We start from the raw sequence: 23,996 nt of genomic DNA, 5'->3' as shown, positions 1-23,996 counted from the left end.
GGTATTTCAGGAGATATAACGCTTGTTTGACCGTTATGACGCCGGTGAGCAGGCGGTACTGGTACACATCTATTTTTCGCAAGACAAAGATATGGAAGATCTCCAGGAGTTTGAATCTCTGGTCTCCTCCGCCGGTGTCGAAGCAATGCAGGTGATTACCGGTAGCCGTAAAGCGCCGCACCCAAAGTATTTTGTAGGTGAAGGTAAGGCTGTCGAAATTGCAGAGGCCGTAAAAGCGACCGGGGCATCCGTTGTCTTGTTTGACCATGCATTATCGCCCGCCCAGGAACGTAACCTGGAGCGTTTGTGTAAGTGCAGGGTTATCGATCGTACTGGTCTGATATTAGATATTTTTGCCCAGCGTGCGCGTACCCATGAGGGTAAGCTGCAGGTTGAGCTGGCGCAGCTGCGCCATCTGGCAACGCGCCTGGTGCGCGGCTGGACCCACCTTGAAAGGCAAAAAGGCGGGATTGGTTTGCGCGGTCCGGGTGAGACCCAGCTGGAAACCGACCGCCGTTTGCTGCGCAATCGCATCATGCAAATCCTCTCGCGCCTTGAAAGAGTAGAAAAACAGCGTGAGCAGGGGCGCCGTTCGCGAACCAAAGCCGATATACCGACCGTGTCGCTGGTGGGATACACCAACGCCGGGAAGTCGACGCTGTTTAACCAGATAACTGAAGCGCAGGTTTATGCGGCGGATCAGCTGTTCGCTACGCTTGATCCCACGCTGCGTCGTATCGACGTGGTTGACGTCGGTGAGACCGTATTAGCGGATACCGTAGGTTTTATCCGTCATTTGCCGCACGACCTTGTGGCGGCGTTTAAAGCGACGCTGCAGGAAACCCGGCAGGCGACGCTGTTGCTGCATGTGATAGACGCCGCTGACGTCCGTCTGCAGGAAAACATCGATGCGGTGAATATCGTCCTCGAAGAGATCGAAGCGGACGAGATCCCAACGCTTCTGGTGATGAACAAAATCGATATGCTGGATGATTTTGAGCCGCGTATCGACCGGGATGAAGAGAATAAACCGATCCGGGTGTGGCTTTCAGCACAGACCGGGGTCGGCGTACCACTGCTTTTCCAGGCTTTAACGGAACGTCTTTCCGGGGAAATAGCGCAGCACACGTTGCGTCTGCCACCGCAGGAAGGTCGTCTGCGAAGCCGGTTTTATCAGCTTCAGGCGATAGAAAAAGAGTGGATGGAGGATGACGGCAGCGTCGGGATGCAGGTGCGCATGCCAATCGTTGACTGGCGTCGTCTCTGTAAACAAGAACCTGCACTGGTGGACTACGTGGTCTGACCGGAAGGGACTAGCCTGAAGGTTTCGCCTCTATACCTGAACGTGATGGGTATAAACACCGCATAACAAATATGGAGCATATACATGGCGTGGAATCAGCCCGGTAACAACGGACAGGACCGCGACCCGTGGGGAAGCAGCAATAATCAAGGCGGCAACTCTGGGGGTAACGGTAACAAAGGCGGTCGCGAGCAGGGGCCACCGGATCTGGATGATATCTTCCGCAAACTGAGCAAAAAGCTCGGCGGTCTGGGCGGCGGTAAAGGCGGTCAGGGCGGTGGAAGCAATAATACTCAAGGGCCTCGCGGTCAGATGAGCGGACGCATTGTCGGCATCGTCGCGGCGGCTATTGTGATCATCTGGGCAGCCAGTGGATTCTATACCATCAAGGAAGCCGAGCGTGGTGTGGTGACGCGTTTTGGTAAGTTCAGCCATCTGGTTGAGCCAGGCCTGAACTGGAAGCCGACCTTCGTTGATGAAGTGACCCCGGTTAACGTCGAAGCGGTGCGTGAACTGGCGGCGTCCGGCGTGATGCTGACTTCTGATGAAAACGTGGTGCGCGTTGAGATGAACGTGCAGTACCGCATTACCGATCCGCAGAACTACCTGTTCAGCGTGACCAGCCCGGACGACAGCCTGCGTCAGGCAACGGACAGTGCGCTGCGTGGCGTTATCGGTAAATACACCATGGACCGTATTCTGACCGAAGGTCGTACGGTTATCCGTAGCGATACTCAGCGTGAGCTGGAAGAGACAATTCGTCCGTACAACATGGGTATCACCCTGCTGGACGTCAACTTCCAGGCCGCTCGTCCGCCGGAAGAGGTGAAAGCCGCATTTGACGATGCGATTGCCGCTCGTGAAAACGAACAGCAGTACATCCGTGAAGCAGAAGCTTACGCCAACGAAGTACAGCCACGTGCTAACGGTCAGGCGCAGCGTATCCTCGAAGAGGCCCGTGCGTATAAGACTCAGACCATCCTTGAAGCACAGGGTGAAGTGGATCGCTTCTCGAAAGTTCTGCCGGAATATAAAGCAGCGCCGGAAATTACGCGTGAACGTCTGTATATCGAAACCATGGAAAAAGTGCTGAGCCATACTCGCAAAGTGCTGGTTAACGATAAGAGCGGCAACCTGATGGTGCTGCCGCTGGATCAGATGCTGAAGGGTGGTAATGCACCGGCAGCAAAGAGCGATAAGAGCGCGGCAAACAACCTGTTACGTCTGCCGCCGGCTTCCTCTTCCAGCACCGCAGCAAGCAACACATCGTCCACCAGTCAGGGCGATATCATGGACCAACGCCGCGCTAACGCGCAGCGTAACGATTACCAGCGTCAGGGGGAATAACGATGCGTAAGTCTGTTATTGCGATAATTGTCATCGTGCTGGTAGCGCTGTATGCCTCTGTTTTTGTTGTCAAAGAAGGTGAGCGCGGTATTACACTGCGTTTCGGTAAAGTCGTTCGCGACAACGAAAACAAACCGCTGGTGTTTGCGCCGGGCCTGCACTTTAAAGTGCCGTTTATTGAATCAGTAAAAACGCTGGATGCGCGCATTCAGACCATGGACAACCAGGCCGATCGCTTTGTGACCAAAGAGAAAAAGGACCTGATCGTTGATTCCTACATCAAATGGCGCATCAGCGACTTCAGCCGTTACTACCTGGCGACCGGCGGCGGCGACGTCTCCCAGGCCGAGGTTCTGCTGAAGCGTAAATTCTCTGACCGTCTGCGCTCTGAAATTGGTCGCCTCGATGTGAAAGACATCGTGACCGATTCTCGTGGTCGTCTGACGCTGGAAGTTCGTGATGCGCTGAACTCCGGTTCTGCGGGCACTGAAGATGAAGTGACGACGCCTGCGGCCGACGACGCGATTGCCAAAGCTGCTGAACGTGTTCAGGAAGAGACCAACGGCAAAGTGCCGGTCATCAACCCGAACAGTATGGCGGCACTGGGTATCGAAGTGGTTGACGTCCGTATCAAGCAGATCAACCTGCCAGCGGAAGTCTCTGAGGCTATCTACAACCGTATGCGCGCTGAGCGTGAAGCCGTCGCTCGTCGCCATCGTTCTCAGGGCCAGGAAGAAGCAGAAAAACTGCGCGCTACCGCGGATTACGAAGTGACGAAAACGCTGGCAGAAGCCGAGCGCCAGGGTCTTATCCTGCGTGGTGAAGGTGATGCGGAAACCGCGAAACTGTTTGCCGACGCGTTCAGCCAGGATCCAGGCTTCTATGCCTTTATCCGTAGCCTGCGCGCTTATGAAAACAGCTTTGAAGGTAACCAGGACGTCATGGTTCTGAGCCCGGACAGCGATTTCTTCCGTTATATGAAGACGCCGAGCTCAACGACGCGTTAATATTTAGCTCGCTTTGCTGTCAAACCACCGCTTCCTCTGGAAAGCGGTGGTTTTCTTTTATAAGGAATCAAAATGAACTCAACAATCTGGCTGGCACTCGCGTTGGTTCTGGTGCTGGAAGGTCTCGGCCCGATGCTCTATCCCAAGGCCTGGCGACGGATGGTCGCGACGATGAGCCAGTTGCCCGACCACCTGCTGCGACGTTTTGGCGGAGGTCTTGTGGTTGCGGGGATCGTTATATACTACATGTTGAGGAAAACGGTTGGCTGATCAAATTACAGTCAGATTTGCCTAATTTAGGGGTCAAAAAGTGCTGTAACTCTGAAAAAGCGATGGTAGAATCCTTTTTTAAGCAAACGGTGATTTTGAAAAATGGGTAACAACGTCGTCGTACTGGGCACCCAATGGGGTGACGAAGGTAAAGGAAAGATCGTAGATCTTCTGACTGAACGGGCCAAATATGTAGTTCGCTACCAGGGCGGACACAACGCAGGCCACACTCTCGTAATCAACGGTGAAAAAACCGTCCTCCATCTCATTCCATCAGGTATTCTCCGTGACAATGTGACCAGCATCATTGGTAACGGTGTTGTGCTGTCTCCAGCTGCGCTGATGAAAGAGATGAAAGAACTGGAAGACCGTGGTATCCCGGTTCGTGAACGTCTGCTGCTGTCTGAAGCTTGTCCGCTGATCCTCGATTATCACGTCGCGCTGGATAACGCACGTGAGAAAGCACGCGGTGCGAAAGCTATCGGTACTACCGGTCGTGGTATCGGTCCTGCTTATGAAGACAAAGTAGCTCGTCGCGGTCTGCGCGTGGGTGACCTGTTCGACAAAGCGACCTTCGCTGAAAAACTGAAAGAAGTGATGGAATATCACAACTTCCAGCTGGTTAACTTCTACAAAGTAGAAGCAGTTGACTACCAGAAAGTGCTGGATGATGTTATGGCGGTTGCCGATATCCTGACTGCAATGGTTGTTGACGTTTCTGACCTGCTGGACCAGGCGCGCAAGCGTGGCGACTTCGTGATGTTCGAAGGCGCACAGGGTACCCTGCTGGATATCGACCATGGTACTTATCCGTACGTAACCTCTTCTAACACCACCGCTGGTGGCGTAGCAACAGGTTCTGGCCTTGGCCCGCGCTATGTAAACTACGTCCTGGGCATCATCAAAGCATACTCCACTCGCGTGGGTGCCGGTCCGTTCCCGACCGAGCTGTTTGATGAAACCGGTGAGTTCCTGTGTAAGCAGGGTAACGAATACGGTGCAACTACCGGCCGCCGCCGCCGTACTGGCTGGCTGGACTCCGTTGCAGTACGTCGCGCGGTACAGATCAACTCCCTGTCGGGTTTCTGTCTGACCAAGCTGGACGTCCTGGACGGCCTGAAAGAAGTGAAAATTTGTGTAGCTTACCGCATGCCGGATGGCCGCGAAGTGACCACCACTCCGCTGGCAGCCGACGACTGGGAAGGTATCGAGCCTATCTACGAAACCATGCCGGGCTGGTCTGAGACCACCTTCGGTGTGAAAGAACGTAGTGGCCTGCCGCAGGCAGCGCTGAACTACATCGCTCGTATTGAAGAGCTGACTGGTGTTCCGGTTGATATTATCTCTACCGGCCCGGACCGCACTGAGACCATGATCCTGCGTGACCCGTTCGACGCATAATCATGTCAGGGGCACCTTCAGGGTGCCCCAATATCCTCGCATTTTCCTTCCTCGTTCAAATAAATTAGCGGCTGAAGTCCAGGCTGGTTTATCATCAATAGTAATAATACCCGCTTTCCCCCTGTTTTGAGGTTGATGTGCAGTTAACAAGTTTCACCGATTACGGATTACGTGCGCTGATTTATATGGCGTCGCTGCCGAATGGGAAGATGACCAGTATCTCCGAAGTGACGGATGTGTACGGCGTATCTCGTAATCACATGGTCAAAATAATCAACCAGCTGAGCCGCGCCGGGTACGTTACCGCCGTGCGTGGTAAAAATGGGGGGATCCGCTTAGGCAAACCGGCGGATGCAATCCGCGTGGGCGACGTGGTTCGGGAACTGGAACCGCTCTCGCTTGTGAACTGCAGCAGCGAGTTTTGCCATATAACACCTGCCTGTCGGTTAAAACAGGCACTTTCTCAGGCCGTGCAAAGTTTTCTCAAGGAACTGGATAACTACACGCTGGCTGATTTGGTTGAAAAGAATCAACCGCTATATAAATTATTGCTGGTGGAGTGACGAGTCACTTCACCAGAGATGACGACGGAGGAACCGATATGTCACAAGATCCTTTCCTGGAACGCGAAGCAGAAAAATATACCAATCCTATCCCAAGCCGGGAATTTATCCTCGACCACATATCCAAACGTGAAAAACCGGTCAGCCGCGATGAGCTGGCGGTCGAGCTAAAAATTGAAGGCGAAGAGCAGCTGGAAGCGCTGCGTCGCCGTCTGCGCGCCATGGAGCGCGACGGACAACTGGTCTTTACCCGCCGCCAGTGCTACGCGCTGCCGGAGCGTCTTGACCTGCTGAAAGGCATTGTCATTGGCCATCGCGATGGCTATGGCTTCCTGCGCGTGGAAGGTCGTAAAGATGACCTTTACCTTTCCAGCGAGCAGATGAAAACCTGCATTCACGGCGACCAGGTGCTGGCGCAGCCGTTAGGGGCAGACCGCAAGGGCCGCCGCGAAGCGCGCATCGTGCGCGTACTGGTGCCCAAAACCAGCCAGATTGTTGGCCGTTACTTTACCGATGCCGGCGTGGGCTTTGTCGTTCCTGACGACAGCCGCCTGAGCTTCGATATCCTCATTCCGCCGGAAGAGGTGATGGGCGCGCGCATGGGCTTCGTGGTGGTGGTTGAACTCACCCAGCGTCCAACGCGCCGCACCAAAGCGGTGGGTAAAATCGTCGAAGTGCTTGGCGATAACATGGGCACTGGCATGGCCGTGGATATGGCGCTGCGTACCCACGAAATTCCTTATGTCTGGCCGCCAGCGGTCGAGAAGCAGATTGAGGGCCTGAAAGAGCAGGTACCTGAGTCGGCGAAAGCCGGACGCGTTGATTTACGCGACCTGCCGCTGGTCACCATCGACGGTGAAGACGCCCGCGACTTCGATGACGCGGTATACTGCGAGAAAAACGCGGCGGCGGCTGGCGCCTGTGGGTTGCCATTGCTGACGTAAGCTATTACGTTCGCTCGGGTACGGCGCTTGATAACGAAGCGCGCAGTCGCGGTACGTCCGTGTACTTCCCGTCGCAGGTTGTCCCGATGCTGCCAGAAGTACTCTCTAACGGCCTGTGTTCTCTGAACCCGCAGGTTGACCGTCTGTGCATGGTCTGCGAGATGACTATCTCGTCGAAAGGCCGTCTGACCGGCTTTAAATTCTACGAAGCGGTGATGAGCTCCCATGCCCGTCTGACCTATACCAAGGTCTGGCATATGCTGCAGGGCGATCAGGATCTGCGTGAGCAGTATGCGCCGCTGGTGAAGCATATCGAAGAGCTGCACAACCTGTATAAAGTGCTGGATCAAGCGCGCGAAGAGCGCGGCGGCATTTCGTTTGAGAGCGAAGAGGCGAAGTTTATCTTCAACGCTGAACGTCGAATCGAACGTATTGAGCAAACCCAGCGTAACGACGCGCACAAACTGATTGAAGAGTGCATGATCCTGGCTAACATCTCGGCGGCACGTTTTGTCGAGAAGGCCAACGAACCTGCGCTGTTCCGTATTCACGATAAGCCGAGCAGCGATGCGATCACCGCGTTCCGCTCCGTGCTGGCAGAGCTGGGCCTTGAGCTGCCGGGTGGCAACAAGCCGGAGCCGCGCGACTACGCCGAGCTGCTGACCTCCATCGCCGATCGTCCGGATCATGAAATGCTGCAGACTATGCTGCTGCGCTCCATGAAGCAGGCGGTCTACGATCCGGAAAACCGTGGTCACTTTGGCCTGGCGCTGCAGTCGTATGCGCACTTTACTTCGCCTATCCGCCGTTACCCGGACCTGTCGCTGCATCGCGGCATTAAGTATCTGCTGGCGAAAGAGCAGGGGCACAAGGGCAACAGCACCGAAACCGGCGGCTGGCACTACAGCATGGAAGAGATGCTGCAGCTTGGCGCGCATTGCTCGATGACCGAGCGCCGCGCCGATGAAGCGACCCGTGAAGTTTCTGACTGGCTGAAGTGTGACTTCATGCAGGATCAGGTGGGCAACGTCTTCCCAGGCGTGATTGCAAGCGTTACCGGCTTTGGTTTCTTTGTTCGTCTGGACGATCTGTTTATCGATGGCCTGGTGCACGTCTCTACGCTTGATAACGACTACTACCGCTTCGACCAGATTGGCCAGCGTCTGATTGGTGAATCCGGCGGTCAGACCTACCGTCTGGGCGACCGCGTGGAAGTCCGTGTAGAAGCGGTCAACATGGATGAGCGTAAAATTGACTTCTCGCTGATCTCAAGCGAGCGTACGCCGCGCAACGTTGGTAAAACCGTGCGCGAGAAGGCGAAGAAAGCCGGTTCCGGCAAGCCGGGCGGTAACCGTCGTCAGGCGGGAAAAAAGGTCAACTTCGAGCCGGACAGCGCGTTCCGTGGCGAAAAGGGCAACGCCAAACCACCGAAGGCGAAAAAAGCGAAGAACGTGAAAAAACCATCGGCGAAAACGCAGAAAATCGCGGCTGCCACCAAGGCTAAACGTGCGGCGAAGAAGAAAACCGCCGAGTAATTTCCCCCTCACCCTCTCCCTGACCGGGAGAGGGTAAATGCAATTTATGAGAACCATCAATGAGTGAAATGATTTACGGCATCCACGCGGTTCAGGCGCTGCTGGAACGTGCCCCGGAGCGTTTTCAGGAAGTCTTTATCCTGAAAGGCCGCGAAGACAAACGTCTGCTGCCGGTTATCCATGCGCTGGAAGCCCAGGGAGTGGTGATTCAGGTTGCCAGCCGCCAGTATCTCGATGAGAAAAGCGAAGGTGCCGTGCATCAGGGGATCATCGCCCGTGTGAAACCTGGTCGTCAGTATCAGGAAAACGATCTGCCCGATCTGCTCGCAACCCTCGACCAGCCGTTCCTGCTGATCCTCGACGGCGTAACCGATCCGCATAACCTTGGTGCCTGCCTGCGTAGCGCCGATGCGGCTGGTGTACATGCGGTGATTGTCCCGCGTGACCGTTCCGCACAGCTTAATGCGACCGCGAAGAAAGTAGCCTGCGGCGCGGCGGAGAGCGTACCGCTCATCCGCGTGACCAACCTGGCGCGTACCATGCGTCTGCTGCAGGAAGAGAACGTCTGGATCGTAGGTACCGCAGGCGAAGCCGACCACACCGTTTACCAGAGCAAAATGACCGGCCCGCTGGCGCTGGTGATGGGTGCAGAAGGTGAAGGTATGCGTCGCCTGACCCGCGAACACTGCGATGAGCTTATCAGTATTCCGATGGCGGGCAGCGTGTCTTCGCTGAACGTGTCGGTGGCGACCGGCATCTGCCTGTTCGAGGCCGTGCGCCAGCGCGCGAAGTAAAGTGCCAAAGCCTTCTTTCGGGAAGGCTTTTTAGTATTGCACCCTCTCCTTTTGGCAGAGGGTGAGGGGGTAAGGCCGCAGCGATCTCACTCCGCCAATGAGCGTAGATGGTCGTCTTTGTTGAGTGTCATCAGCGCCAGCACGCTAACCACCGCCGTTGCCATCACGTAGTACGCCGGAATATCCAGATTGCCGGTCTGCTTAATCAATCCAGTAATAATCAAACCCGCGCAGCCGGAAAACAGCGCATTCGATAACGAGTACGCCAGCCCCAGCCCGGTGTAACGCACTTTGGTCGGGAACATCTCCGCAAGCATCGCCGGGCCTGGCCCCGCCAGCATTCCAACCAGACCACCTGCCACCAGGACCACCACCGCCTTAATGAGCAAGGTACTCGACTCTGCCTGCAGAACTTTCAGCAGCGGCAGGGCGAGCACCAGCAGCAGAACCGCAGCCAGTACCATGACTTTACGACGGCCAATCCGGTCGCTGAGCATTCCGGAAGGTAAAATAGTTAGCGCAAAGCCGATGTTAGAGATAACCGCAATCAGCAGCGCCTGGTTAAACCCGGTGTGCAGCGAGGATTGCAGGTAAGCGGGCATGATAACCAGATAGGTATATCCGGCAGCGGACCACACCATCAAACGACCAATCCCGACCACAATCGCCTTCAGCGTACTACTGAAGCTTGCCGCCACGCGTTCAGGCTGCGGTTGCTGCTGTTGGCGGACAAAGCTCGGCGTCTCTTCAAGGCTCAGACGCAGCCACAGCGCGACGGCACCCATCGGCAGTGCAAGGAAGAACGGAATGCGCCATCCCCAGTCGTGAAGCGCTTCTACGCTCAGCAGCGCCGATAGCAGTGCGACGATCCCAGCTCCCGCCAGCAGGCCCAGCGCGACGGTGAAGGACTGCCAGGCGCCGTACAGCCCACGTTTACCGCGTGGGGCAAACTCAGTCATCAGCGATACCGCACCGCCATATTCACCACCGGCGAACAGCCCCTGCAGGATGCGAAGCCCTGTCAGCAGCAGCGGTGCTGCCACGCCGATGCTGGCGTAGACCGGCACCAGGCCAATCGCTGCGGTTGCCAGCGTCATCAGTACCAGCACCAGAATCAGCGTCGGCTTACGGCCAATTTTGTCGCCAATACGGCCAAACACCACCGCACCCAGCGGGCGGAAGAAGAAGGCTACGGCAAACGAGGCATAGGTGAGGATAAGTCCGGTCAACGGCGTTTCGCCGGCGAGCTGGAAGAAGTTGTGGGCAATGACCGTCGCCAGAAAACCGTAGACGGCAAATTCATACCATTCGATAAAGTTGCCGATGGAGCCAGCAATTAGCGCGCGCTTGTGGGCGTTGTGCGTCAGAGCCGTGTTGTGCATAGGGCATCCCGTCAATAAACATCGTGTTTACGTTCGAATAAATTATTCCATACATAAACGATTATGAAATTTAATATTCTTATGATGTGTGATGCCCTTCACGCCAAAAGGCGCTACCGACAGCAGTAAAGGCAAAGCCTGGCCATACTTAGCTCGACTGCCATTGAAGGAGGGAGACACGATGCACTGGCAAACCCATACCGTATTCAATCAGCCGATGCCGCTGAACAACAGTAACCTGTTCCTCTCAGATACCGCGCTGCGCGAGGCGGTACAACGGGAAGGGGCTGGCTGGGACAGCGAGCTTTTGGCGAGTATTGGCCAGCAGCTGGGCACGGCGGAATCGCTTGAGCTGGGGCGGCTTGCGAACGTCAATTCACCCGAACTATTACGCTATGACGCAAGCGGCGAGCGGCTGGACGATGTACGTTTTCATCCGGCATGGCATTTGCTGATGCAGGGTCTGTGCGCCAACCGGGTACATAATCTCGCCTGGGAGGAGGAGGCTCGCGCCGGGTCGTTTGTCGCCCGGGCCGCGCGCTTTGTACTGCATGCCCAGGTGGAGGCGGGCACGCTGTGTCCGATTACCATGACCTTTGCCGCCATCCCACTGCTGAAAGCGCATTTGCCCGCGCCGTTTGCCGACTGGCTGACGCCGCTGCTGAGCGACCGCTACGATCCGCATTTGCTGCCAGGCTCGCAAAAACGTGGCCTGCTTATTGGTATGGGGATGACGGAAAAACAGGGGGGGTCGGACGTCCTTAGCAACACCACGCGGGCTGAACGAACCGCAGACGGCAGCTGGCGGCTGGTGGGGCATAAGTGGTTTTTCTCGGTGCCGCAAAGCGATGCACATCTGGTGCTGGCTCAGACCAGGGGCGGCTTGTCCTGCTTCTTTGTGCCACGCTTTTTACCCGACGGCCAGCGCAATGCCGTACGGCTGGAGCGTCTTAAGGATAAGCTCGGCAATCGCGCCAACGCCAGCAGTGAAGCGGAATTCCTCGATGCCGCTGGCTGGCTGCTTGGCGAAGAGGGGGATGGTGTTCGGCAAATCCTCAGAATGGGCGGGCTGACGCGCTTTGACTGCGCAATGGGTAGCCATGGGCTGATGCGCCGGGCGCTGTCGGTGGCGCTGTACCATGCCCATCAGCGGCAGGCGTTTGGTAAGAACCTTATCGATCAGCCGATGATGCGTGAGGTGCTGGCCCGTATGGCGTTGCAGCTGGAAGGGCAGAATACGTTCCTGTTTCGCCTGGCGCGCGCCTGGGATAAACCCCATGATGCCGAGGAAAAGCTGTGGGCGAGGTTGTTCACGCCGGCGGCGAAGTTCGCGGTCTGTAAAGATGGTATTCCTTTTGTTGCAGAAGCGATGGAGGTGCTGGGGGGGATCGGTTATTGCGAGGAGAATGAGCTACCGCGCCTGTACCGTGAAATGCCGGTCAACAGTATCTGGGAGGGGTCGGGCAACATCATGTGTCTGGACGTGCTGCGCGTGCTGGGCAAACAGCCCGGTGCGGTGGAGATCCTCAGCAATGAGTGCGCAGAGGTAAAAGGGCAGGACCGCCACTTCGACAGGGCCTGGCGCCAGCTACAGCAGCGTCTGCGTAAACCTTCAGAGGCTCACGGCAGGGAAATTACCCGTCAGCTGTATCTGCTCGGCACCGGGGCGCAGATGCTGCGCTATGCATCGCCGCCGATGGCGCAGGCCTGGTGTCGGATGATGCTGGATACGCGGGGAGGTTCGCTTCTGGATGCACAATTAACGGATGATTTACTGCTGCGGGCAACGGGAGGCGGGCGGTAACGAAACGGGCAGGCAGCGATTGTCTGCCCGTTTTACTTAAGCATAAAGAATCGCCTGAACGCGCCAGTTATCCGGCTGCTGCTCTTCGTACATTTGCACGATACGATACCAGGATGCGCCCTGTTCATCCGCCTTAGTGGCAATGACGCGTTCGACATCCTGTTGGCTGCCGGAAATATTATTAACCGAAAGCAAGCCAATTTCGTTGAGCCCCGTGACACAATCAGCGCTGGCAAATTCAGCAGATTGTGCGACGGCGTTCTCCATCCCTGAATAGAGCAGGATGGGCGATAATGCAGGTGAATTTTTGATCATCGTCAGCTCCATTTCCTGGTAACCCTGAGGTCAGGGCAATCCATCGCGGGCGCTTCTCCATATCAGACAGAGCGCATTATGTCCCAGGAAACGTGAACGGATGCAAAGTCACTGTAAAGATGACGAAAAGTATCGTGAAGTCATTTGCGATACAGGATGGCCTGCGAATACCACTGTCCGGGCACCACGGTGTCATCAATCATCATTATCACGTAATAATCAGCCTTTGCAGCGACGACTTTGGCTTTGATGGCAGCTTCGACGTCCATCGGGGAACCATAGACCATTGCGCTCACCGTGCCGATTTTGTGCAGCCCTTCCGTCTGATTACGACGAATTTCCTGCGGGTGATCGGCCAGAGGTGGGGGTGGTTCTGGCGTTCCTTGCAGCATGGCACATCCACTCAGTAACACTGCCAGCATCAAAGGTACAAACCGTCGCATAGCCATATCTCGTTTCCTGATAAGTGATAGTGTAGTGGGAGTTGCCATCGCTTTTGGGGGAATGTTCCCGAATTGTTATCTCTGACGCTATTTTCGAATGAAAACGTTGCGAAAGCGTAACCCACTTCTCAACATTATGAATCATTCTCCCCTGCTGTGGCTTGCAGAATCTGCTGTCGCATGGCATACCAGCATAAAAGAAGGAGGCCATAAATGATTGAACTTGAAGTGCGAAATCTTGCCGGGAGCGAGATCCTTCACGCTTTTCCCCAGGGAAAAATGCGGCAACCGTTGCCGACGATAGTCTTTTATCACGGCTTCACGTCATCAAATCTGGTCTACAGCTACTTTGCCGTCGCGCTGGCGCAGGCCGGTTTTCGGGTGGTGATGCCGAACGCCGTTGAGCATGGTTCACGCTTTCAGGGTGATGAGCAGGGAAGGATGCAGCGCTTCTGGCCAATCCTGTTGCAGAATTTTGCTGAGTTTCCCGCGCTTCGTGATGCGCTGCTGGCAGAGAGCTGGGTCGCCGAAGGCAGGCTGGCGGTGGCGGGAGCCTCGATGGGCGGAATGACCGCGCTGGGTATCATGACCCAACATCCGGAAGTGAAATGTGTGGCAAGCCTGATGGGGTCTGGCTATCTGAGCCAGCTTGCAGAAACGCTGTTCCCCTCAACCGACCGCTGGTCAACGCAAGAGGTAGCGACGCTTGCAAAATATGATGCCCGCCGCCAGTTGATGAACCTTGCCAACCGCCCGCTGCTGCTCTGGCACGGCACCGATGACGACGTCGTACCTGCGGCTGAGAGCCTGCGTCTTGGCGAGGCGCTTTGCCAGTCAGGACTGGATAATCAGCTCACCTGCGTCTGGCAGGAGGGCGTTCGCCACCGCATTACGCCAGAGGCGCTGGCGTGTACGGTGAAGTTCTTCAGTAAACACCTCTAAACTAGCAGGATTTTGACACCCTGCGCTTCGAGCTGTTTGAGGATCGCGGGGTCGGCCTGTTTGCCCGTAATAACCATATCGATTTCATCGACGCGGCTGAACAGCATCCCGGCGCGTTCGCCGACTTTGCTGCTGTCGACGAGCACTACCAGTTTGCCGACGACGTTCAGCATTTTCTGTTCGGCCATCGCGGTCAGCATGTCGGTTTTATACAATCCTTCACTGGTTAACCCTTTGCCGCTGGTAAACATCCAGTGTCCGGCGTAGAGGCTGTTCTCACTGCCCTGGGGGCTCAGCGTAATCGCGTGGCTCTTATTGTACTGGCCACCCATGATGATCACACTGTCGTGCTCCTGATCTATCAGATAGTTTGCCAGCGGCAGGTAGTTGGTGATGATTTGCACCGGTTTGCCGCACATCTCTCTGCCGAGCAGAAACGCCGTTGAGCCGCAGTTAATGACCACGCTTTCGCCGGAGCTGACCAGCTGCGACGCCGCCCGCGCTATCCTCACCTTTTCATCGTGATTCTGCGCCTGATGAATATTCAGCGGCGACCAGCGCGGGCGCTGCGGGTTGATGGCCTCAGCGCCGTTACGCACTTTCTTCAGCTTGCCGCTTTCATCCAGCTTATTGATATCTCGCCGCGCCGTGGCCGGGGAGATCCCGAGCCGGGCTATCACCTGTTCCACCGTGACGAAGCCGGTCTGCGCCAGTAACTCCAGCAGGATTTGATGTCGTTGTGCTTCCGTCATGAGCTGATCCGATAAAATATGATGGCTAAAGATGATATTTGAAATGACCTGAAAATACTAAAACTTAGTGCGCATTCCAGGTGTGGGCAGGAAGCATTAACTTCCTGCCCGGGTACGCTAGAGGAAGGATTTAAACGGCAGATCGGGCTCGATAGTAAAGCAGTCGTCAAAGCCACGCGGGTAGTGGTATTCGAAATTGTCTTTATCCAGCGGCCAGGTAAATTTACCCCCCACCTGCCAGATAAACGGTTTGAAGCCATACTTCAGCCGGTCTTTTTTCATCTCCCAAAGCACGCGGATCTCCTGCGGATCGGCCTGGAAGTTTGACCAGATATCGTGATGGAAGGGGATCACCACCTGAGTATTCAGTGATTCAGCCATCCGCAGAATGTCGGCGCTGGTCATTTTGTCGGTGATCCCGCGCGGGTTTTCCCCATACGAGCCCAGCGCGACGTCTATCTGGTGCTCGTTACCGTGCTTCGCGTAATAGTTGGAGTAGTGGGAGTCACCGCTGTGGTACAGCGTGCCACCCGGGGTTTTAAACAGATAGTTCACCGCTCGTTTGTCCATTCCATCGGGCAGCACGCCCGCGGCTTTCTGCTCTACCGGCAGGGTGATAAGCGCGGTGCGGTCGAAGGCGTCCAGGGCGTGGATTTCGATATCTTTTATTTTCACCACGTCACCGGGTTTTACCACGATGCAGCGCGATGCCGGCACGCCCCAGCCGATCCACAGATCCACACAGGTTTGTGGCCCAATGAACGGAACATTATCATCACAGTTCTGCATTACGGCAGCGGCAACGTTAACGTCGATATGATCGTTATGATCATGAGTGGCGAGGACGGCGTCTATCTGGCGAATGGCAAAAGGATCGAGGACAAACGGCGTGGTGCGCAGGTTCGGTTGCAGTTTTTTGACCCCGGCCATGCGCTGCATCTGATGGCCCTGTTTCATTAGCGGGTTACCGTGGCTTTGTTTGCCGGTGCCACACCAGAAATCGACACAGACGTTGGCACCACCTTCCGACTTAAGCCAGATCCCGGTACACCCCAGCCACCACATGGCAAACGTACCTGGAGCGACCTTTTCCTGCTCAATTTCTTCATTCAGCCAGCTACCCCATTCCGGAAAGGTGCTCAGAACCCAGGATTCGCGGGTGATGGTGTTCACTTTACTCATCGGATCTTTCCTCATGCGTTGTCAAAATAAATCACTTAATGATTGCTTTTGATTAATCCTGACATCCTTTTATGAGGAATGCAACGGGGTGGTTTTGCGTTTATGTCTCCTTTTCTGCTATTGGCTAAAACGACATGAGAGCATGTTTATTATATAAAAATTCATATTTATCAATAAAATGAAATGAATCGCAGGAAGGGTGACTCTGCAAATGAAATCCATAGGTAGAGTGTGGAGATAAATTGCGGTGTAAATCACAAATAATCAAATTCAATCTTGTTGTGATTATTTTTGATTATTAGAGTGAAGGCACATAACAACCCCGGGGGTAACAACTGCCCGGTGTCTTCCCTTCAGGAGAGCGTAATGGAGATCCTCTACAACATCTTTACCGTGTTCTTTAACCAGGTGATGACTAACGCGCCGCTGCTGCTGGGTATCGTGACCTGTCTGGGCTACATCCTGCTGCGCAAAAGCGTCAGCGTTATCGTCAAAGGCACTATCAAAACCATTATCGGTTTTATGCTCCTGCAGGCGGGGTCTGGGATCCTGACCAGCACGTTTAAACCCGTAGTGGCAAAGATGTCCGAAGTTTACGGCATCAACGGTGCCATCTCTGACACCTACGCTTCCATGATGGCGACCATTGAACGTATGGGGGATGCCTATAGCTGGGTGGGGTATGCGGTATTGCTGGCTCTGGCGCTGAATATTATCTACGTGCTGTTACGCCGCATTACCGGTATTCGCACCATCATGTTAACCGGGCACATCATGTTCCAGCAGGCGGGGCTGATTGCGGTGTTCTTCTACATTTTCGGTTATCAGATGTGGACCACCATCATCTGCACGGCGGTGCTGGTGTCGCTGTACTGGGGGATAACCTCCAACATGATGTACAAACCCACTCAGGATGTGACCGAGAACAGCGGTTTCTCCATCGGTCACCAGCAGCAGTTTGCCTCATGGATTGCCTATAAAATCGCGCCGTATCTCGGCAAGAAAGAGGAGAGTGTGGAAGATCTGAAGCTGCCTGGCTGGCTCAACATCTTCCACGACAACATTGTTTCTACCGCTGTTGTGATGACCATCTTCTTTGGCGCTATCCTGCTCTCCTTTGGCATTGATACCGTGCAGGCGATGGCCGGGAAAACGCACTGGACCATCTACATTCTGCAAACCGGCTTCCAGTTCGCGGTGGCGATTTTCATCATCGTGCAGGGTGTGCGTATGTTTGTTGCTGAACTTTCCGAGGCGTTTAACGGTATTTCGCAGCGGCTGATCCCGGGGGCGGTGCTGGCTATCGACTGTGCCGCCATTTACAGCTTTGCACCGAACGCCGTGGTATGGGGCTTTATGTGGGGCACCATTGGCCAGCTTATTGCCGTTGGCATCCTGATTGCCTGCGGTTCCTCGATTCTCATCATCCCTGGTTTTATCCCGATGTTCTTCTCCAACGCCACCATTGGCGTATTTGCTAACCACTTCGGCGGCTGGCGGGCTGCGCTCAAGATTTGCCTGGTGATGGGCATGATTGAAATCTTTGGCTGCGTGTGGGCCGTGAAATTAACCGGCATGAGCGCATGGATGGGGATGGCGGACTGGTCGATTCTGGCTCCGCCGATGATGCAGGGCTTTGCCTCCGTTGGGCTGATTTTTATGACCGTCATTATCCTCATCGTCCTGGCTTACATGTTCTTCGCTGGCCGCACGCTGCGGGCAGAAGAAGATGCAGAAAAACAACTGGCAGAAACCTCTGCTCAATAAGGAGTTCCGATTATGACCGTACGTATTCTTGCAGTCTGTGGTTGTGGGCAAGGTAGTTCCATGATCATGAAGATGAAAGTGGACCAGTTCCTGAAAGAGCAGGGCGTTGACCATACCGTCAATAGCTGCGCTGTCGGCGAGTACAAAAGCGAACTCAGCGGCGCGGATATCATCATCGCCTCAACCCATGTCGCGAGCGAAATCACCGTATCTGGCAACAAATATGTCGTCGGCGTACGCAACATGCTCTCCGCCGCTGATTTTGGACCGAAGCTGATGGAAGTGATCAACGCCCACTTCCCGCAGGCCGTGAAGTAAGGGGGTTGCATGAAATTACGCGATTCGCTGATAGAGAACCGTTCTATCCAGCTTCAGGCAGACGCTGACAGCTGGCAGGAAGCGGTAAAACTTGGTGTCGATTTGCTGGTGGCTGCGGACGTTGTTGAGCCGCGTTACTACCAGGCGATTCTCGACGGTGTGGCGCGTTTCGGGCCGTATTTCGTGATTGCGCCGGGCCTCGCGATGCCGCATGGCCGCCCGGAAGAGGGCGTAAAGAAAAATGGCTTTGCGCTGGTCACTCTGAAAACGCCGCTGGTGTTCAACCATGAAGAGAACGACCCGGTCGACATCCTGATAACGCTTGCTGCGGTTGACGCCAGAAGTCACCAGGAAGAAGGCATCATGCAGATAGTCAATCTGTTTGAAGATGAAGCCAATTTTGATCGCCTTCGCGCCTGCCGTAGCGCGCAGGAGGTGGTGGATTTAATCGATAAGGCGACGGCCGCTGCCGTTGAATAAGGGAGAAAATCATGTCTCATTCATTACCGATGCTGCAGGTAGCGCTGGATAACCAGACCATGGCTGACGCTTACGCCACCACCCGCCTGATTGCAGAAGAAGTCGATATCATTGAAGTGGGTACCATCCTCTGCGTCGGGGAAGGGGTCCGTGCGGTACGCGATCTGAAGGCGCTGTACCCGCACAAAATCGTCCTTGCCGATGCCAAAATTGCCGACGCCGGGAAAATCCTCTCACGGATGTGTTTTGAGGCCGATGCCGATTGGGTGACGGTTATCTGCTGTGCGGATATCAACACCACCAAAGGCGCGCTGGAAGTGGCGAAGGAGTTTAACGGCGACGTACAGATTGAGCTGACCGGCTACTGGACCTGGGAGCAGGCGCAGGCCTGGCGCGAAGCGGGAATTCAGCAGGTGGTGTATCACCGCAGCCGTGACGCGCAGGCTGCGGGCGTTGCGTGGGGTGAAGCGGATATCAGTGCTATCCGACGCTTATCCGACATGGGCTTTAAGGTCACCGTGACCGGTGGCCTGGCGCTGGAGGATCTGCCGTTGTTTAAAGGTATTCCGATCCACGTCTTTATCGCAGGTCGCAGCATTCGTGATGCCGCAAGCCCGGTGGAAGCGGCGCGGCAGTTCAAACGCTCAATCGCCCAGCTTTGGGGTTAAGGAGCGGCTATGTTGTCGATACCGAACCCGCTCGGCATCTATGAGAAAGCGCTCCCCGTCGGGGAGTGCTGGCTGGAGCGCCTGCAGCTCGCGAAATCGCTGGGTTTTGATTTTGTAGAAATGTCGGTGGATGAAAGCGACGCGCGGCTGGCGCGGCTGGACTGGAGCACAGAGCAGAAGCTGACGCTGGTGCAGGCTATTGCGAAGACCGGCGTCCGGGTGCCCTCGATGTGTTTAAGCGCCCATCGTCGCTTCCCGCTGGGTTGTGAAGATGATGCGATTCGCGCCGAAGGGCTTTCTATCATGCGTAAAGCCATCCAGCTCGCTCAGGATGTCGGTATCCGCGTGATCCAGCTTGCAGGCTACGATGTTTACTATCAGCAGGCGAACGACGAAACGCGGCGCCGCTTTCGCGAAGGATTGAAAGAGAGCGTTGAAATGGCGAGCCGCGCGCAGGTGACCCTGGCCATGGAGATCATGGACTACCCGCTGATGAACTCTATCAGCAAAGCGCTGGGGTATGCGCACTACCTCAATAATCCGTGGTTCCAGCTGTACCCGGATATCGGCAACCTGTCGGCATGGGACAACGATGTGCAGATGGAGCTGCAGGCCGGGATGGGGCATATCGTGGCGGTGCACGTGAAAGACACCCGACCGGGCGAATTTAAAAATGTGCCGTTCGGCAGCGGCGTTGTCGATTTTGAACAGTGCTTCCGCACGCTTAAACAGAGCGGCTACTGTGGGCCCTACCTGATTGAGATGTGGAGCGAATACGCAGACGACCCGGCGGCAGAAGTGGCGAAAGCGCGCGAATGGGTGCTCACAAGAATGGCGCGCGCCGGGCTTGGGGAGGGAAACCATGCAGCAGCTTAAACAGCAGGTTTTTGATGCAAATCTGGACTTACCCCGCTACGGGCTGGTGACCTTCACCTGGGGAAACGTTAGCGCCATCGATCGCGAACGCGGGAGGGTGGTTATCAAACCGAGCGGCGTGCCCTACGAAACGATGACGGTCGAAGATATGGTGGTGGTGAATCTCAACGGCGAGGTGGTTGAGGGTAAATGGCGACCCTCGTCGGATACCGCTACTCATCTGGCGCTCTATCGCCGCTACCCGACCATCGGCGGTATCGTGCATACCCACTCAACTCATGCCACCGCGTGGGCGCAGGCAGGGCTGGCTATTCCGGCGCTCGGTACCACCCACGCGGACTACTTCTTTGGTGACATTCCCTGTACCCGGGCGTTAAACCAGCAGGAGGTGGCTGAAGCCTATGAGCTCAACACCGGTAAAGTGATCATTGAGACCCTGGCCGAGCGTAACCCGCTGCATACGCCCGGAGTTGTGGTGTATCAGCACGGGCCGTTTGCGTGGGGAAAAGACGCCAGTGATGCCGTACACAATGCGGTGGTGATGGAAGAAGTGGCGAGGATGGCGTGGATGGCGCGCGGTATTAATCCGCACCTGAGCGCCATCGACAGCTGGCTGATGAACAAACACTTCATGCGCAAACATGGGCCGAACGCCTATTACGGGCAGAAGTGAGGCGAAAAAAAAAGCCCTCGGCGACGAGGGCAAGTTTAAGGTGTATCAATATTCTCGTTAGGATGTTCCTGGTGCTAGCGATAAACTTCTGCACTGGCGTGAACGGGGCCGTTACTGCCCGGCTCATGGATGAGTATCGGGTAGAAGAACTTCGCGCCGCGTGCGTCGCTTTCTTCGTTAAGTGCCTGAACGGCTTCGCTTTCAGTGGCGATGTTATGATTAATGTAAATCACGCCTAAGCTCTGCACGTTGTCCATATTTTTAGCCTGCGAGCCGGTAATTTTTACGGCTGCCATCGCGTTTGCGCTGAACAACACGGCAGCCATGATAGTCAATGCGATGTATTTCATGATTTCTTCTCCCTACCGCCGATAACGCGTTGTTGGTGACCTCTCCATCAGCACTGGGGGGGTTATGCTATAAGTGTAATGCCAACCACATGGTTAAATAGTGACCATTTCTGATGCTGTTGTTCAAAAAAATCCCGCATTCTTTGCTGATTAATTTTAAATCACAGACTTAGGTGCGTTTCGCGCTTCATGCGAATTATTTGTACAACTGCCTTGTCTTTGTCGGGCAGCGCAAGTAGAATGACGCGTCAATTTTTCAGCCGACCTTTAACACGTTCCTTGCCTCCCCGGGCCTCGGCTGACCCAGACAGGAGGCTGAATAATCCGTAAGGAGCAATTCGATGCGTCATTACGAAATCGTTTTTATGGTCCATCCTGACCAGAGCGAACAGGTTCCGGGCATGATCGAGCGCTACACTGGTGCAATCACTGCAGCAGAAGGCAAGATCCATCGTCTGGAAGACTGGGGCCGCCGTCAGCTGGCTTACCCGATCAACAAACTGCACAAAGCTCACTACGTTCTGCTGAACGTTGAAGCTCCGCAGGAAGCGATCGATGAGCTGGAAACTAACTTCCGCTTCAACGATGCCGTTATCCGTAGCATGGTAATGCGTACTAAGCACGCTGTTACCGAAGCATCTCCGATGGTTAAAGCGAAAGACGAGCGTCGTGAGCGTCGCGATGATTTCGCAAACGAAACCGCAGATGATGCAGATGCTGGGGATTCTGAAGAGTAATTACTGATGACCAACCGTCTGGTGTTGTCCGGTACCGTGTGCAGGACGCCACTTCGCAAGGTCAGCCCATCAGGAATTCCTCACTGCCAGTTCGTGCTTGAGCATCGTTCAGTGCAGGAGGAAGCCGGTTTTCACCGGCAGGCATGGTGCCAAATGCCCGTTATTATTAGCGGACACGAGAACCAGGCCATTACTCACAGTATAACGGTCGGTACTGCAGTCACCGTTCAGGGGTTCATTAGTTGCCACAAGGCAAAGAACGGTCTGAGCAAAATGGTGTTGCATGCCGAGCAGATTGAATTGATAGATTCTGGAGACTAGCCAAATGGCACGTTATTTCCGTCGTCGCAAGTTCTGCCGTTTCACCGCGGAAGGCGTTCAAGAGATCGACTATAAAGATATCGCTACGCTGAAAAACTACATCACCGAAAGCGGTAAGATTGTCCCGAGCCGTATCACCGGTACCCGTGCAAAATATCAGCGCCAGCTGGCACGCGCTATCAAACGCGCTCGCTACCTGTCCCTGCTGCCGTACACTGATCGTCATCAGTAATCGGTCACGGTCCATTAATACGACTTTGAGAGGATAAGGTAATGCAAGTTATTCTGCTTGATAAAGTAGCAAACCTGGGCAGCCTGGGTGATCAGGTTAACGTTAAAGCGGGCTACGCTCGTAACTTCCTGGTACCGCAGGGTAAAGCTGTTCCGGCAACCAAGAAAAACGTTGAATTCTTCGAAGCACGTCGTGCTGAACTGGAAGCCAAACTGGCTGACGTTCTGGCCGCTGCTAATGCTCGCGCTGAAGCTATCAACGCACTGGGCAACGTAACCATCGCTTCCAAATCTGGCGACGAAGGTAAACTGTTCGGTTCCATCGGTACTCGCGACATCGCTGATGCAGTTTCTGCTGCTGGCGTTGCTGTTGCTAAGAGCGAAGTTCGTCTGCCGAACGGCGTTCTGCGTACCACTGGTGAGCACGAAGTGGACTTCCAGGTTCACTCCGAAGTGTTTGCTAAACTGGTTGTAAACGTAGTTGCTGAGTAATTTTTTACTCTAAGATTACGACGAAGCGCCGCCCCCTGGGGCGGCGTTTTGCTTTTCTGGCTTTCCCTTCGCGATAATCTGACTTTTGTTCTTGTATGGTAGCTATTCGGCAATCGTTCCCGGATAATGAATTAAAACGTCATTTTAATTCAGGTAGGGGAAATGGAAACCGTCAGTTCTGCGCCGCTGTTTGCGCGTAAAAATGTGGTCTACGCCAGCGCAACGCTCTGCTGTCTACTCTGGGGAAGTTCATACCCCGCTATCAAAAGTGGTTACGAGCTCTTCCATATCGCAACAGACGATATCCCATCAAAAATCATTTTTGCCGGTTACCGTTTTCTGTTTGCTGGTCTGCTGCTTTTGCTCTTTGCCCTGGCCCAGCGCAAACCGATTGCCCGCCTGAGCGCACAGCAGTTTCAACAACTGACGGTGCTGGGCATTGCCCAGACCACGGTTCAGTACGCCATCTTCTATATCGGCCTTGCTTATACCACCGGGGTCAAAGGCTCTATCATGAACGCCACCGGGACCTTCTTTAGCGTGCTGCTGGCGCATTTCATCTATCAGAACGACAAGCTCAGCTATAACAAGACGCTGGGCTGCCTGCTGGGCTTTGCCGGGGTGATGCTGGTGAACTTCAACCACTCGCTGATGGATTTCAGCTTCGTGTGGCTGGGTGACGGCTTTGTGGTGCTGGCGGCATTTATTCTCTCGGCGGCTTCGCTGTACGGTAAGCGTATTTCGCAGACCGTCGATCCGACGGTGATGACCGGCTGGCAGCTGGGTATTGGTGGCCTGGTGCTGGTAATTGGGGGCTACGCAGGCGGCGGCACGCTGCAGGTCTATAACGCTGCTTCGGTAGCCGTACTCGGTTATCTCACGCTGCTGTCGTCGATTGCCTTTGCCCTATGGAGTACGCTGCTCAAACACAACCGGGTCAGCATGATTGCCCCGTTTAACTTCGTTATTCCGGTAGCGGGAACCGTGCTGTCGAGCATTTTCCTCGGTGAAAACATTCTGGAAGTGAAGTACGCCGTGGCGCTGGTACTGGTCTGTTCCGGGATCTGGTGGGTCAATAAGCGAGCCCGGTAAGCGTGGT

26 protein-coding genes and 1 pseudogene are annotated in these 23,996 nt (G+C 55.1%); 21 read left to right on the top strand and 6 right to left on the bottom strand.

What is annotated here, in order from left to right:
* Positions 1-22 precede the first annotated feature (22 nt).
* The 8 genes and pseudogenes from hflX (at position 23) to rlmB (ending at position 9,164) form a co-directional block, all read left to right on the top strand.
* A complete protein-coding gene (hflX, locus tag GYRE_RS02285) occupies positions 23-1,303 on the top strand; it encodes a ribosome rescue GTPase HflX (RefSeq protein ID WP_038252679.1) in 1,281 nt (426 codons plus the stop codon).
* Between the two features lie 84 nt (positions 1,304-1,387).
* Positions 1,388-2,650 carry an FtsH protease activity modulator HflK gene (gene hflK / locus GYRE_RS02280; RefSeq protein WP_038252677.1) on the top strand — a complete coding sequence of 421 codons (1,263 nt, stop codon included), beginning with the start codon at positions 1,388-1,390 and terminating at the stop codon, positions 2,648-2,650.
* A gap of 2 nt (positions 2,651-2,652) precedes the next feature.
* A complete protein-coding gene (hflC, locus tag GYRE_RS02275; protein ID WP_006816794.1) occupies positions 2,653-3,657 on the top strand; it encodes a protease modulator HflC in 1,005 nt (334 codons plus the stop codon).
* A 72-nt stretch (positions 3,658-3,729) separates the two neighbouring features.
* Positions 3,730-3,927 (top strand): DUF2065 domain-containing protein, encoded by a 198-nt coding sequence (locus GYRE_RS02270; RefSeq protein WP_006816795.1) that lies wholly within the window; start codon positions 3,730-3,732, stop codon positions 3,925-3,927.
* A 102-nt stretch (positions 3,928-4,029) separates the two neighbouring features.
* Positions 4,030-5,328 (top strand): adenylosuccinate synthase, encoded by a 1,299-nt coding sequence (gene purA, locus GYRE_RS02265; protein WP_006816796.1) that lies wholly within the window; start codon positions 4,030-4,032, stop codon positions 5,326-5,328.
* A gap of 137 nt (positions 5,329-5,465) precedes the next feature.
* Entirely contained in the window at positions 5,466-5,891 is a 426-nt protein-coding gene (nsrR, locus tag GYRE_RS02260) for a nitric oxide-sensing transcriptional repressor NsrR (RefSeq protein WP_038252675.1), read from the top strand.
* 38 nt (positions 5,892-5,929) lie between these two features.
* A pseudogene (rnr, locus tag GYRE_RS02255) lies at positions 5,930-8,370 on the top strand (ribonuclease R).
* Positions 8,371-8,429: 59 nt separating this feature from the next.
* Positions 8,430-9,164, top strand: coding sequence for a 23S rRNA (guanosine(2251)-2'-O)-methyltransferase RlmB (gene rlmB, locus GYRE_RS02250; protein WP_038252673.1), 735 nt, complete (start codon positions 8,430-8,432; stop codon positions 9,162-9,164).
* An 86-nt stretch (positions 9,165-9,250) separates the two neighbouring features.
* Here rlmB and GYRE_RS02245 read toward each other — a convergent pair whose 3' ends face one another.
* On the bottom strand, positions 9,251-10,546 hold the full coding sequence (locus GYRE_RS02245; RefSeq protein ID WP_038252671.1) for an MFS transporter: 1,296 nt from the start codon (positions 10,544-10,546) through the stop codon (positions 9,251-9,253).
* Positions 10,547-10,727: 181 nt separating this feature from the next.
* Between GYRE_RS02245 and GYRE_RS02240 the strand changes: the two genes are divergently transcribed.
* Entirely contained in the window at positions 10,728-12,350 is a 1,623-nt protein-coding gene (locus GYRE_RS02240) for an isovaleryl-CoA dehydrogenase (protein WP_038252668.1), read from the top strand.
* A gap of 36 nt (positions 12,351-12,386) precedes the next feature.
* Here the strand turns inward: GYRE_RS02240 and yjfN are convergent, their stop codons facing one another.
* Positions 12,387-12,662, bottom strand: a complete 276-nt coding sequence (gene yjfN, locus GYRE_RS02235) for a DUF1471 family protease activator YjfN (RefSeq protein ID WP_161616063.1) — start codon at positions 12,660-12,662, stop codon at positions 12,387-12,389.
* Between the two features lie 143 nt (positions 12,663-12,805).
* Positions 12,806-13,114 carry a biofilm peroxide resistance protein BsmA gene (gene bsmA / locus GYRE_RS02230; RefSeq protein WP_006816803.1) on the bottom strand — a complete coding sequence of 103 codons (309 nt, stop codon included), beginning with the start codon at positions 13,112-13,114 and terminating at the stop codon, positions 12,806-12,808.
* Positions 13,115-13,321: 207 nt separating this feature from the next.
* Between bsmA and yjfP the strand changes: the two genes are divergently transcribed.
* Positions 13,322-14,050 (top strand): esterase, encoded by a 729-nt coding sequence (gene yjfP / locus GYRE_RS02225; protein WP_038252666.1) that lies wholly within the window; start codon positions 13,322-13,324, stop codon positions 14,048-14,050.
* Here the strand turns inward: yjfP and ulaR are convergent.
* Positions 14,047-14,802, bottom strand: a complete 756-nt coding sequence (gene ulaR / locus GYRE_RS02220; protein WP_038252664.1) for an HTH-type transcriptional regulator UlaR — start codon at positions 14,800-14,802, stop codon at positions 14,047-14,049. The two genes, yjfP and ulaR, sit on opposite strands and share 4 nt — an antisense overlap.
* 117 nt (positions 14,803-14,919) lie before the next feature.
* Positions 14,920-15,984 (bottom strand): L-ascorbate 6-phosphate lactonase, encoded by a 1,065-nt coding sequence (ulaG, locus tag GYRE_RS02215; RefSeq protein ID WP_038252662.1) that lies wholly within the window; start codon positions 15,982-15,984, stop codon positions 14,920-14,922.
* Positions 15,985-16,350: 366 nt separating this feature from the next.
* On the opposite strand from ulaG, the gene GYRE_RS02210 reads away from it, so the two are divergent.
* From GYRE_RS02210 to GYRE_RS02185, 6 genes are read left to right on the top strand one after another with little or no spacing between them, the layout of a single operon-like run.
* Positions 16,351-17,751, top strand: a complete 1,401-nt coding sequence (locus tag GYRE_RS02210) for a PTS ascorbate-specific subunit IIBC (RefSeq protein WP_038252660.1) — start codon at positions 16,351-16,353, stop codon at positions 17,749-17,751.
* A gap of 12 nt (positions 17,752-17,763) precedes the next feature.
* Entirely contained in the window at positions 17,764-18,069 is a 306-nt protein-coding gene (ulaB, locus tag GYRE_RS02205; RefSeq protein ID WP_038252658.1) for a PTS ascorbate transporter subunit IIB, read from the top strand.
* Positions 18,070-18,078: 9 nt separating this feature from the next.
* Positions 18,079-18,549: a PTS ascorbate transporter subunit IIA gene (gene ulaC / locus GYRE_RS02200; RefSeq protein WP_006816811.1), complete on the top strand. Its 471-nt coding sequence runs from the start codon at positions 18,079-18,081 to the stop codon at positions 18,547-18,549.
* Between the two features lie 11 nt (positions 18,550-18,560).
* Positions 18,561-19,217, top strand: coding sequence for a 3-keto-L-gulonate-6-phosphate decarboxylase UlaD (gene ulaD / locus GYRE_RS02195; protein WP_112471442.1), 657 nt, complete (start codon positions 18,561-18,563; stop codon positions 19,215-19,217).
* Positions 19,218-19,226: 9 nt separating this feature from the next.
* Positions 19,227-20,093 (top strand): L-ribulose-5-phosphate 3-epimerase, encoded by an 867-nt coding sequence (locus tag GYRE_RS02190; protein WP_038252656.1) that lies wholly within the window; start codon positions 19,227-19,229, stop codon positions 20,091-20,093.
* A complete protein-coding gene (locus tag GYRE_RS02185; protein ID WP_038252655.1) occupies positions 20,080-20,766 on the top strand; it encodes an L-ribulose-5-phosphate 4-epimerase in 687 nt (228 codons plus the stop codon). Before GYRE_RS02190 ends, GYRE_RS02185 begins: the two co-directional genes overlap by 14 nt.
* A gap of 74 nt (positions 20,767-20,840) precedes the next feature.
* On the opposite strand, the gene GYRE_RS02180 is transcribed toward GYRE_RS02185, so the two are convergent.
* Positions 20,841-21,116 (bottom strand): YdgH/BhsA/McbA family protein, encoded by a 276-nt coding sequence (locus tag GYRE_RS02180; RefSeq protein WP_006816815.1) that lies wholly within the window; start codon positions 21,114-21,116, stop codon positions 20,841-20,843.
* Positions 21,117-21,457: 341 nt separating this feature from the next.
* Here GYRE_RS02180 and rpsF point away from each other — a divergent pair, with 341 nt between their 5' ends.
* The 5 genes from rpsF to GYRE_RS02155 all read left to right on the top strand — a co-directional run bounded on the left by rpsF (position 21,458) and on the right by GYRE_RS02155 (position 23,989).
* Positions 21,458-21,853: a 30S ribosomal protein S6 gene (gene rpsF, locus GYRE_RS02175; protein ID WP_006816816.1), complete on the top strand. Its 396-nt coding sequence runs from the start codon at positions 21,458-21,460 to the stop codon at positions 21,851-21,853.
* 6 nt (positions 21,854-21,859) lie between these two features.
* A complete protein-coding gene (gene priB, locus GYRE_RS02170; protein ID WP_038252653.1) occupies positions 21,860-22,174 on the top strand; it encodes a primosomal replication protein N in 315 nt (104 codons plus the stop codon).
* Between the two features lie 4 nt (positions 22,175-22,178).
* Positions 22,179-22,406 (top strand): 30S ribosomal protein S18, encoded by a 228-nt coding sequence (gene rpsR / locus GYRE_RS02165; protein WP_000135199.1) that lies wholly within the window; start codon positions 22,179-22,181, stop codon positions 22,404-22,406.
* Between the two features lie 41 nt (positions 22,407-22,447).
* A complete protein-coding gene (gene rplI, locus GYRE_RS02160) occupies positions 22,448-22,897 on the top strand; it encodes a 50S ribosomal protein L9 (protein ID WP_006816818.1) in 450 nt (149 codons plus the stop codon).
* A 162-nt stretch (positions 22,898-23,059) separates the two neighbouring features.
* Complete coding sequence (locus GYRE_RS02155; RefSeq protein WP_006816819.1) at positions 23,060-23,989, top strand: DMT family transporter; 930 nt, start codon at positions 23,060-23,062, stop codon at positions 23,987-23,989.
* Positions 23,990-23,996: the final 7 nt, after the last annotated feature.

The organism is Yokenella regensburgei ATCC 49455, assembly GCF_000735455.1.
GTDB lineage: Bacteria > Pseudomonadota > Gammaproteobacteria > Enterobacterales > Enterobacteriaceae > Yokenella > Yokenella regensburgei.
Note: the sequence above shows the minus strand (reverse complement) of the source record. Positions and strands in the feature narration are given on the sequence as shown.

Bases quoted from the DNA above. Each gene is read 5' to 3' on its own strand.
- hflK (WP_038252677.1), top strand. From the start codon at position 1,388: ATGGCGTGGAATCAGCCCGGTAACAACGGACAGGACCGCGACCCGTGG.
- hflC (WP_006816794.1), top strand. From the start codon at position 2,653: ATGCGTAAGTCTGTTATTGCGATAATTGTCATCGTGCTGGTAGCGCTG.
- GYRE_RS02270 (WP_006816795.1), top strand. From the start codon at position 3,730: ATGAACTCAACAATCTGGCTGGCACTCGCGTTGGTTCTGGTGCTGGAA.
- purA (WP_006816796.1), top strand. From the start codon at position 4,030: ATGGGTAACAACGTCGTCGTACTGGGCACCCAATGGGGTGACGAAGGT.
- rlmB (WP_038252673.1), top strand. From the start codon at position 8,430: ATGAGTGAAATGATTTACGGCATCCACGCGGTTCAGGCGCTGCTGGAA.
- GYRE_RS02245 (WP_038252671.1), bottom strand. From the start codon at position 10,546: ATGCACAACACGGCTCTGACGCACAACGCCCACAAGCGCGCGCTAATT.
- GYRE_RS02240 (WP_038252668.1), top strand. From the start codon at position 10,728: ATGCACTGGCAAACCCATACCGTATTCAATCAGCCGATGCCGCTGAAC.
- bsmA (WP_006816803.1), bottom strand. From the start codon at position 13,114: ATGGCTATGCGACGGTTTGTACCTTTGATGCTGGCAGTGTTACTGAGT.
- yjfP (WP_038252666.1), top strand. From the start codon at position 13,322: ATGATTGAACTTGAAGTGCGAAATCTTGCCGGGAGCGAGATCCTTCAC.
- ulaR (WP_038252664.1), bottom strand. From the start codon at position 14,802: ATGACGGAAGCACAACGACATCAAATCCTGCTGGAGTTACTGGCGCAG.
- ulaG (WP_038252662.1), bottom strand. From the start codon at position 15,984: ATGAGTAAAGTGAACACCATCACCCGCGAATCCTGGGTTCTGAGCACC.
- GYRE_RS02210 (WP_038252660.1), top strand. From the start codon at position 16,351: ATGGAGATCCTCTACAACATCTTTACCGTGTTCTTTAACCAGGTGATG.
- ulaB (WP_038252658.1), top strand. From the start codon at position 17,764: ATGACCGTACGTATTCTTGCAGTCTGTGGTTGTGGGCAAGGTAGTTCC.
- ulaC (WP_006816811.1), top strand. From the start codon at position 18,079: ATGAAATTACGCGATTCGCTGATAGAGAACCGTTCTATCCAGCTTCAG.
- ulaD (WP_112471442.1), top strand. From the start codon at position 18,561: ATGTCTCATTCATTACCGATGCTGCAGGTAGCGCTGGATAACCAGACC.
- GYRE_RS02190 (WP_038252656.1), top strand. From the start codon at position 19,227: ATGTTGTCGATACCGAACCCGCTCGGCATCTATGAGAAAGCGCTCCCC.
- GYRE_RS02185 (WP_038252655.1), top strand. From the start codon at position 20,080: ATGCAGCAGCTTAAACAGCAGGTTTTTGATGCAAATCTGGACTTACCC.
- GYRE_RS02180 (WP_006816815.1), bottom strand. From the start codon at position 21,116: ATGAAATACATCGCATTGACTATCATGGCTGCCGTGTTGTTCAGCGCA.
- rpsF (WP_006816816.1), top strand. From the start codon at position 21,458: ATGCGTCATTACGAAATCGTTTTTATGGTCCATCCTGACCAGAGCGAA.
- priB (WP_038252653.1), top strand. From the start codon at position 21,860: ATGACCAACCGTCTGGTGTTGTCCGGTACCGTGTGCAGGACGCCACTT.
- rpsR (WP_000135199.1), top strand. From the start codon at position 22,179: ATGGCACGTTATTTCCGTCGTCGCAAGTTCTGCCGTTTCACCGCGGAA.
- rplI (WP_006816818.1), top strand. From the start codon at position 22,448: ATGCAAGTTATTCTGCTTGATAAAGTAGCAAACCTGGGCAGCCTGGGT.
- GYRE_RS02155 (WP_006816819.1), top strand. From the start codon at position 23,060: ATGGAAACCGTCAGTTCTGCGCCGCTGTTTGCGCGTAAAAATGTGGTC.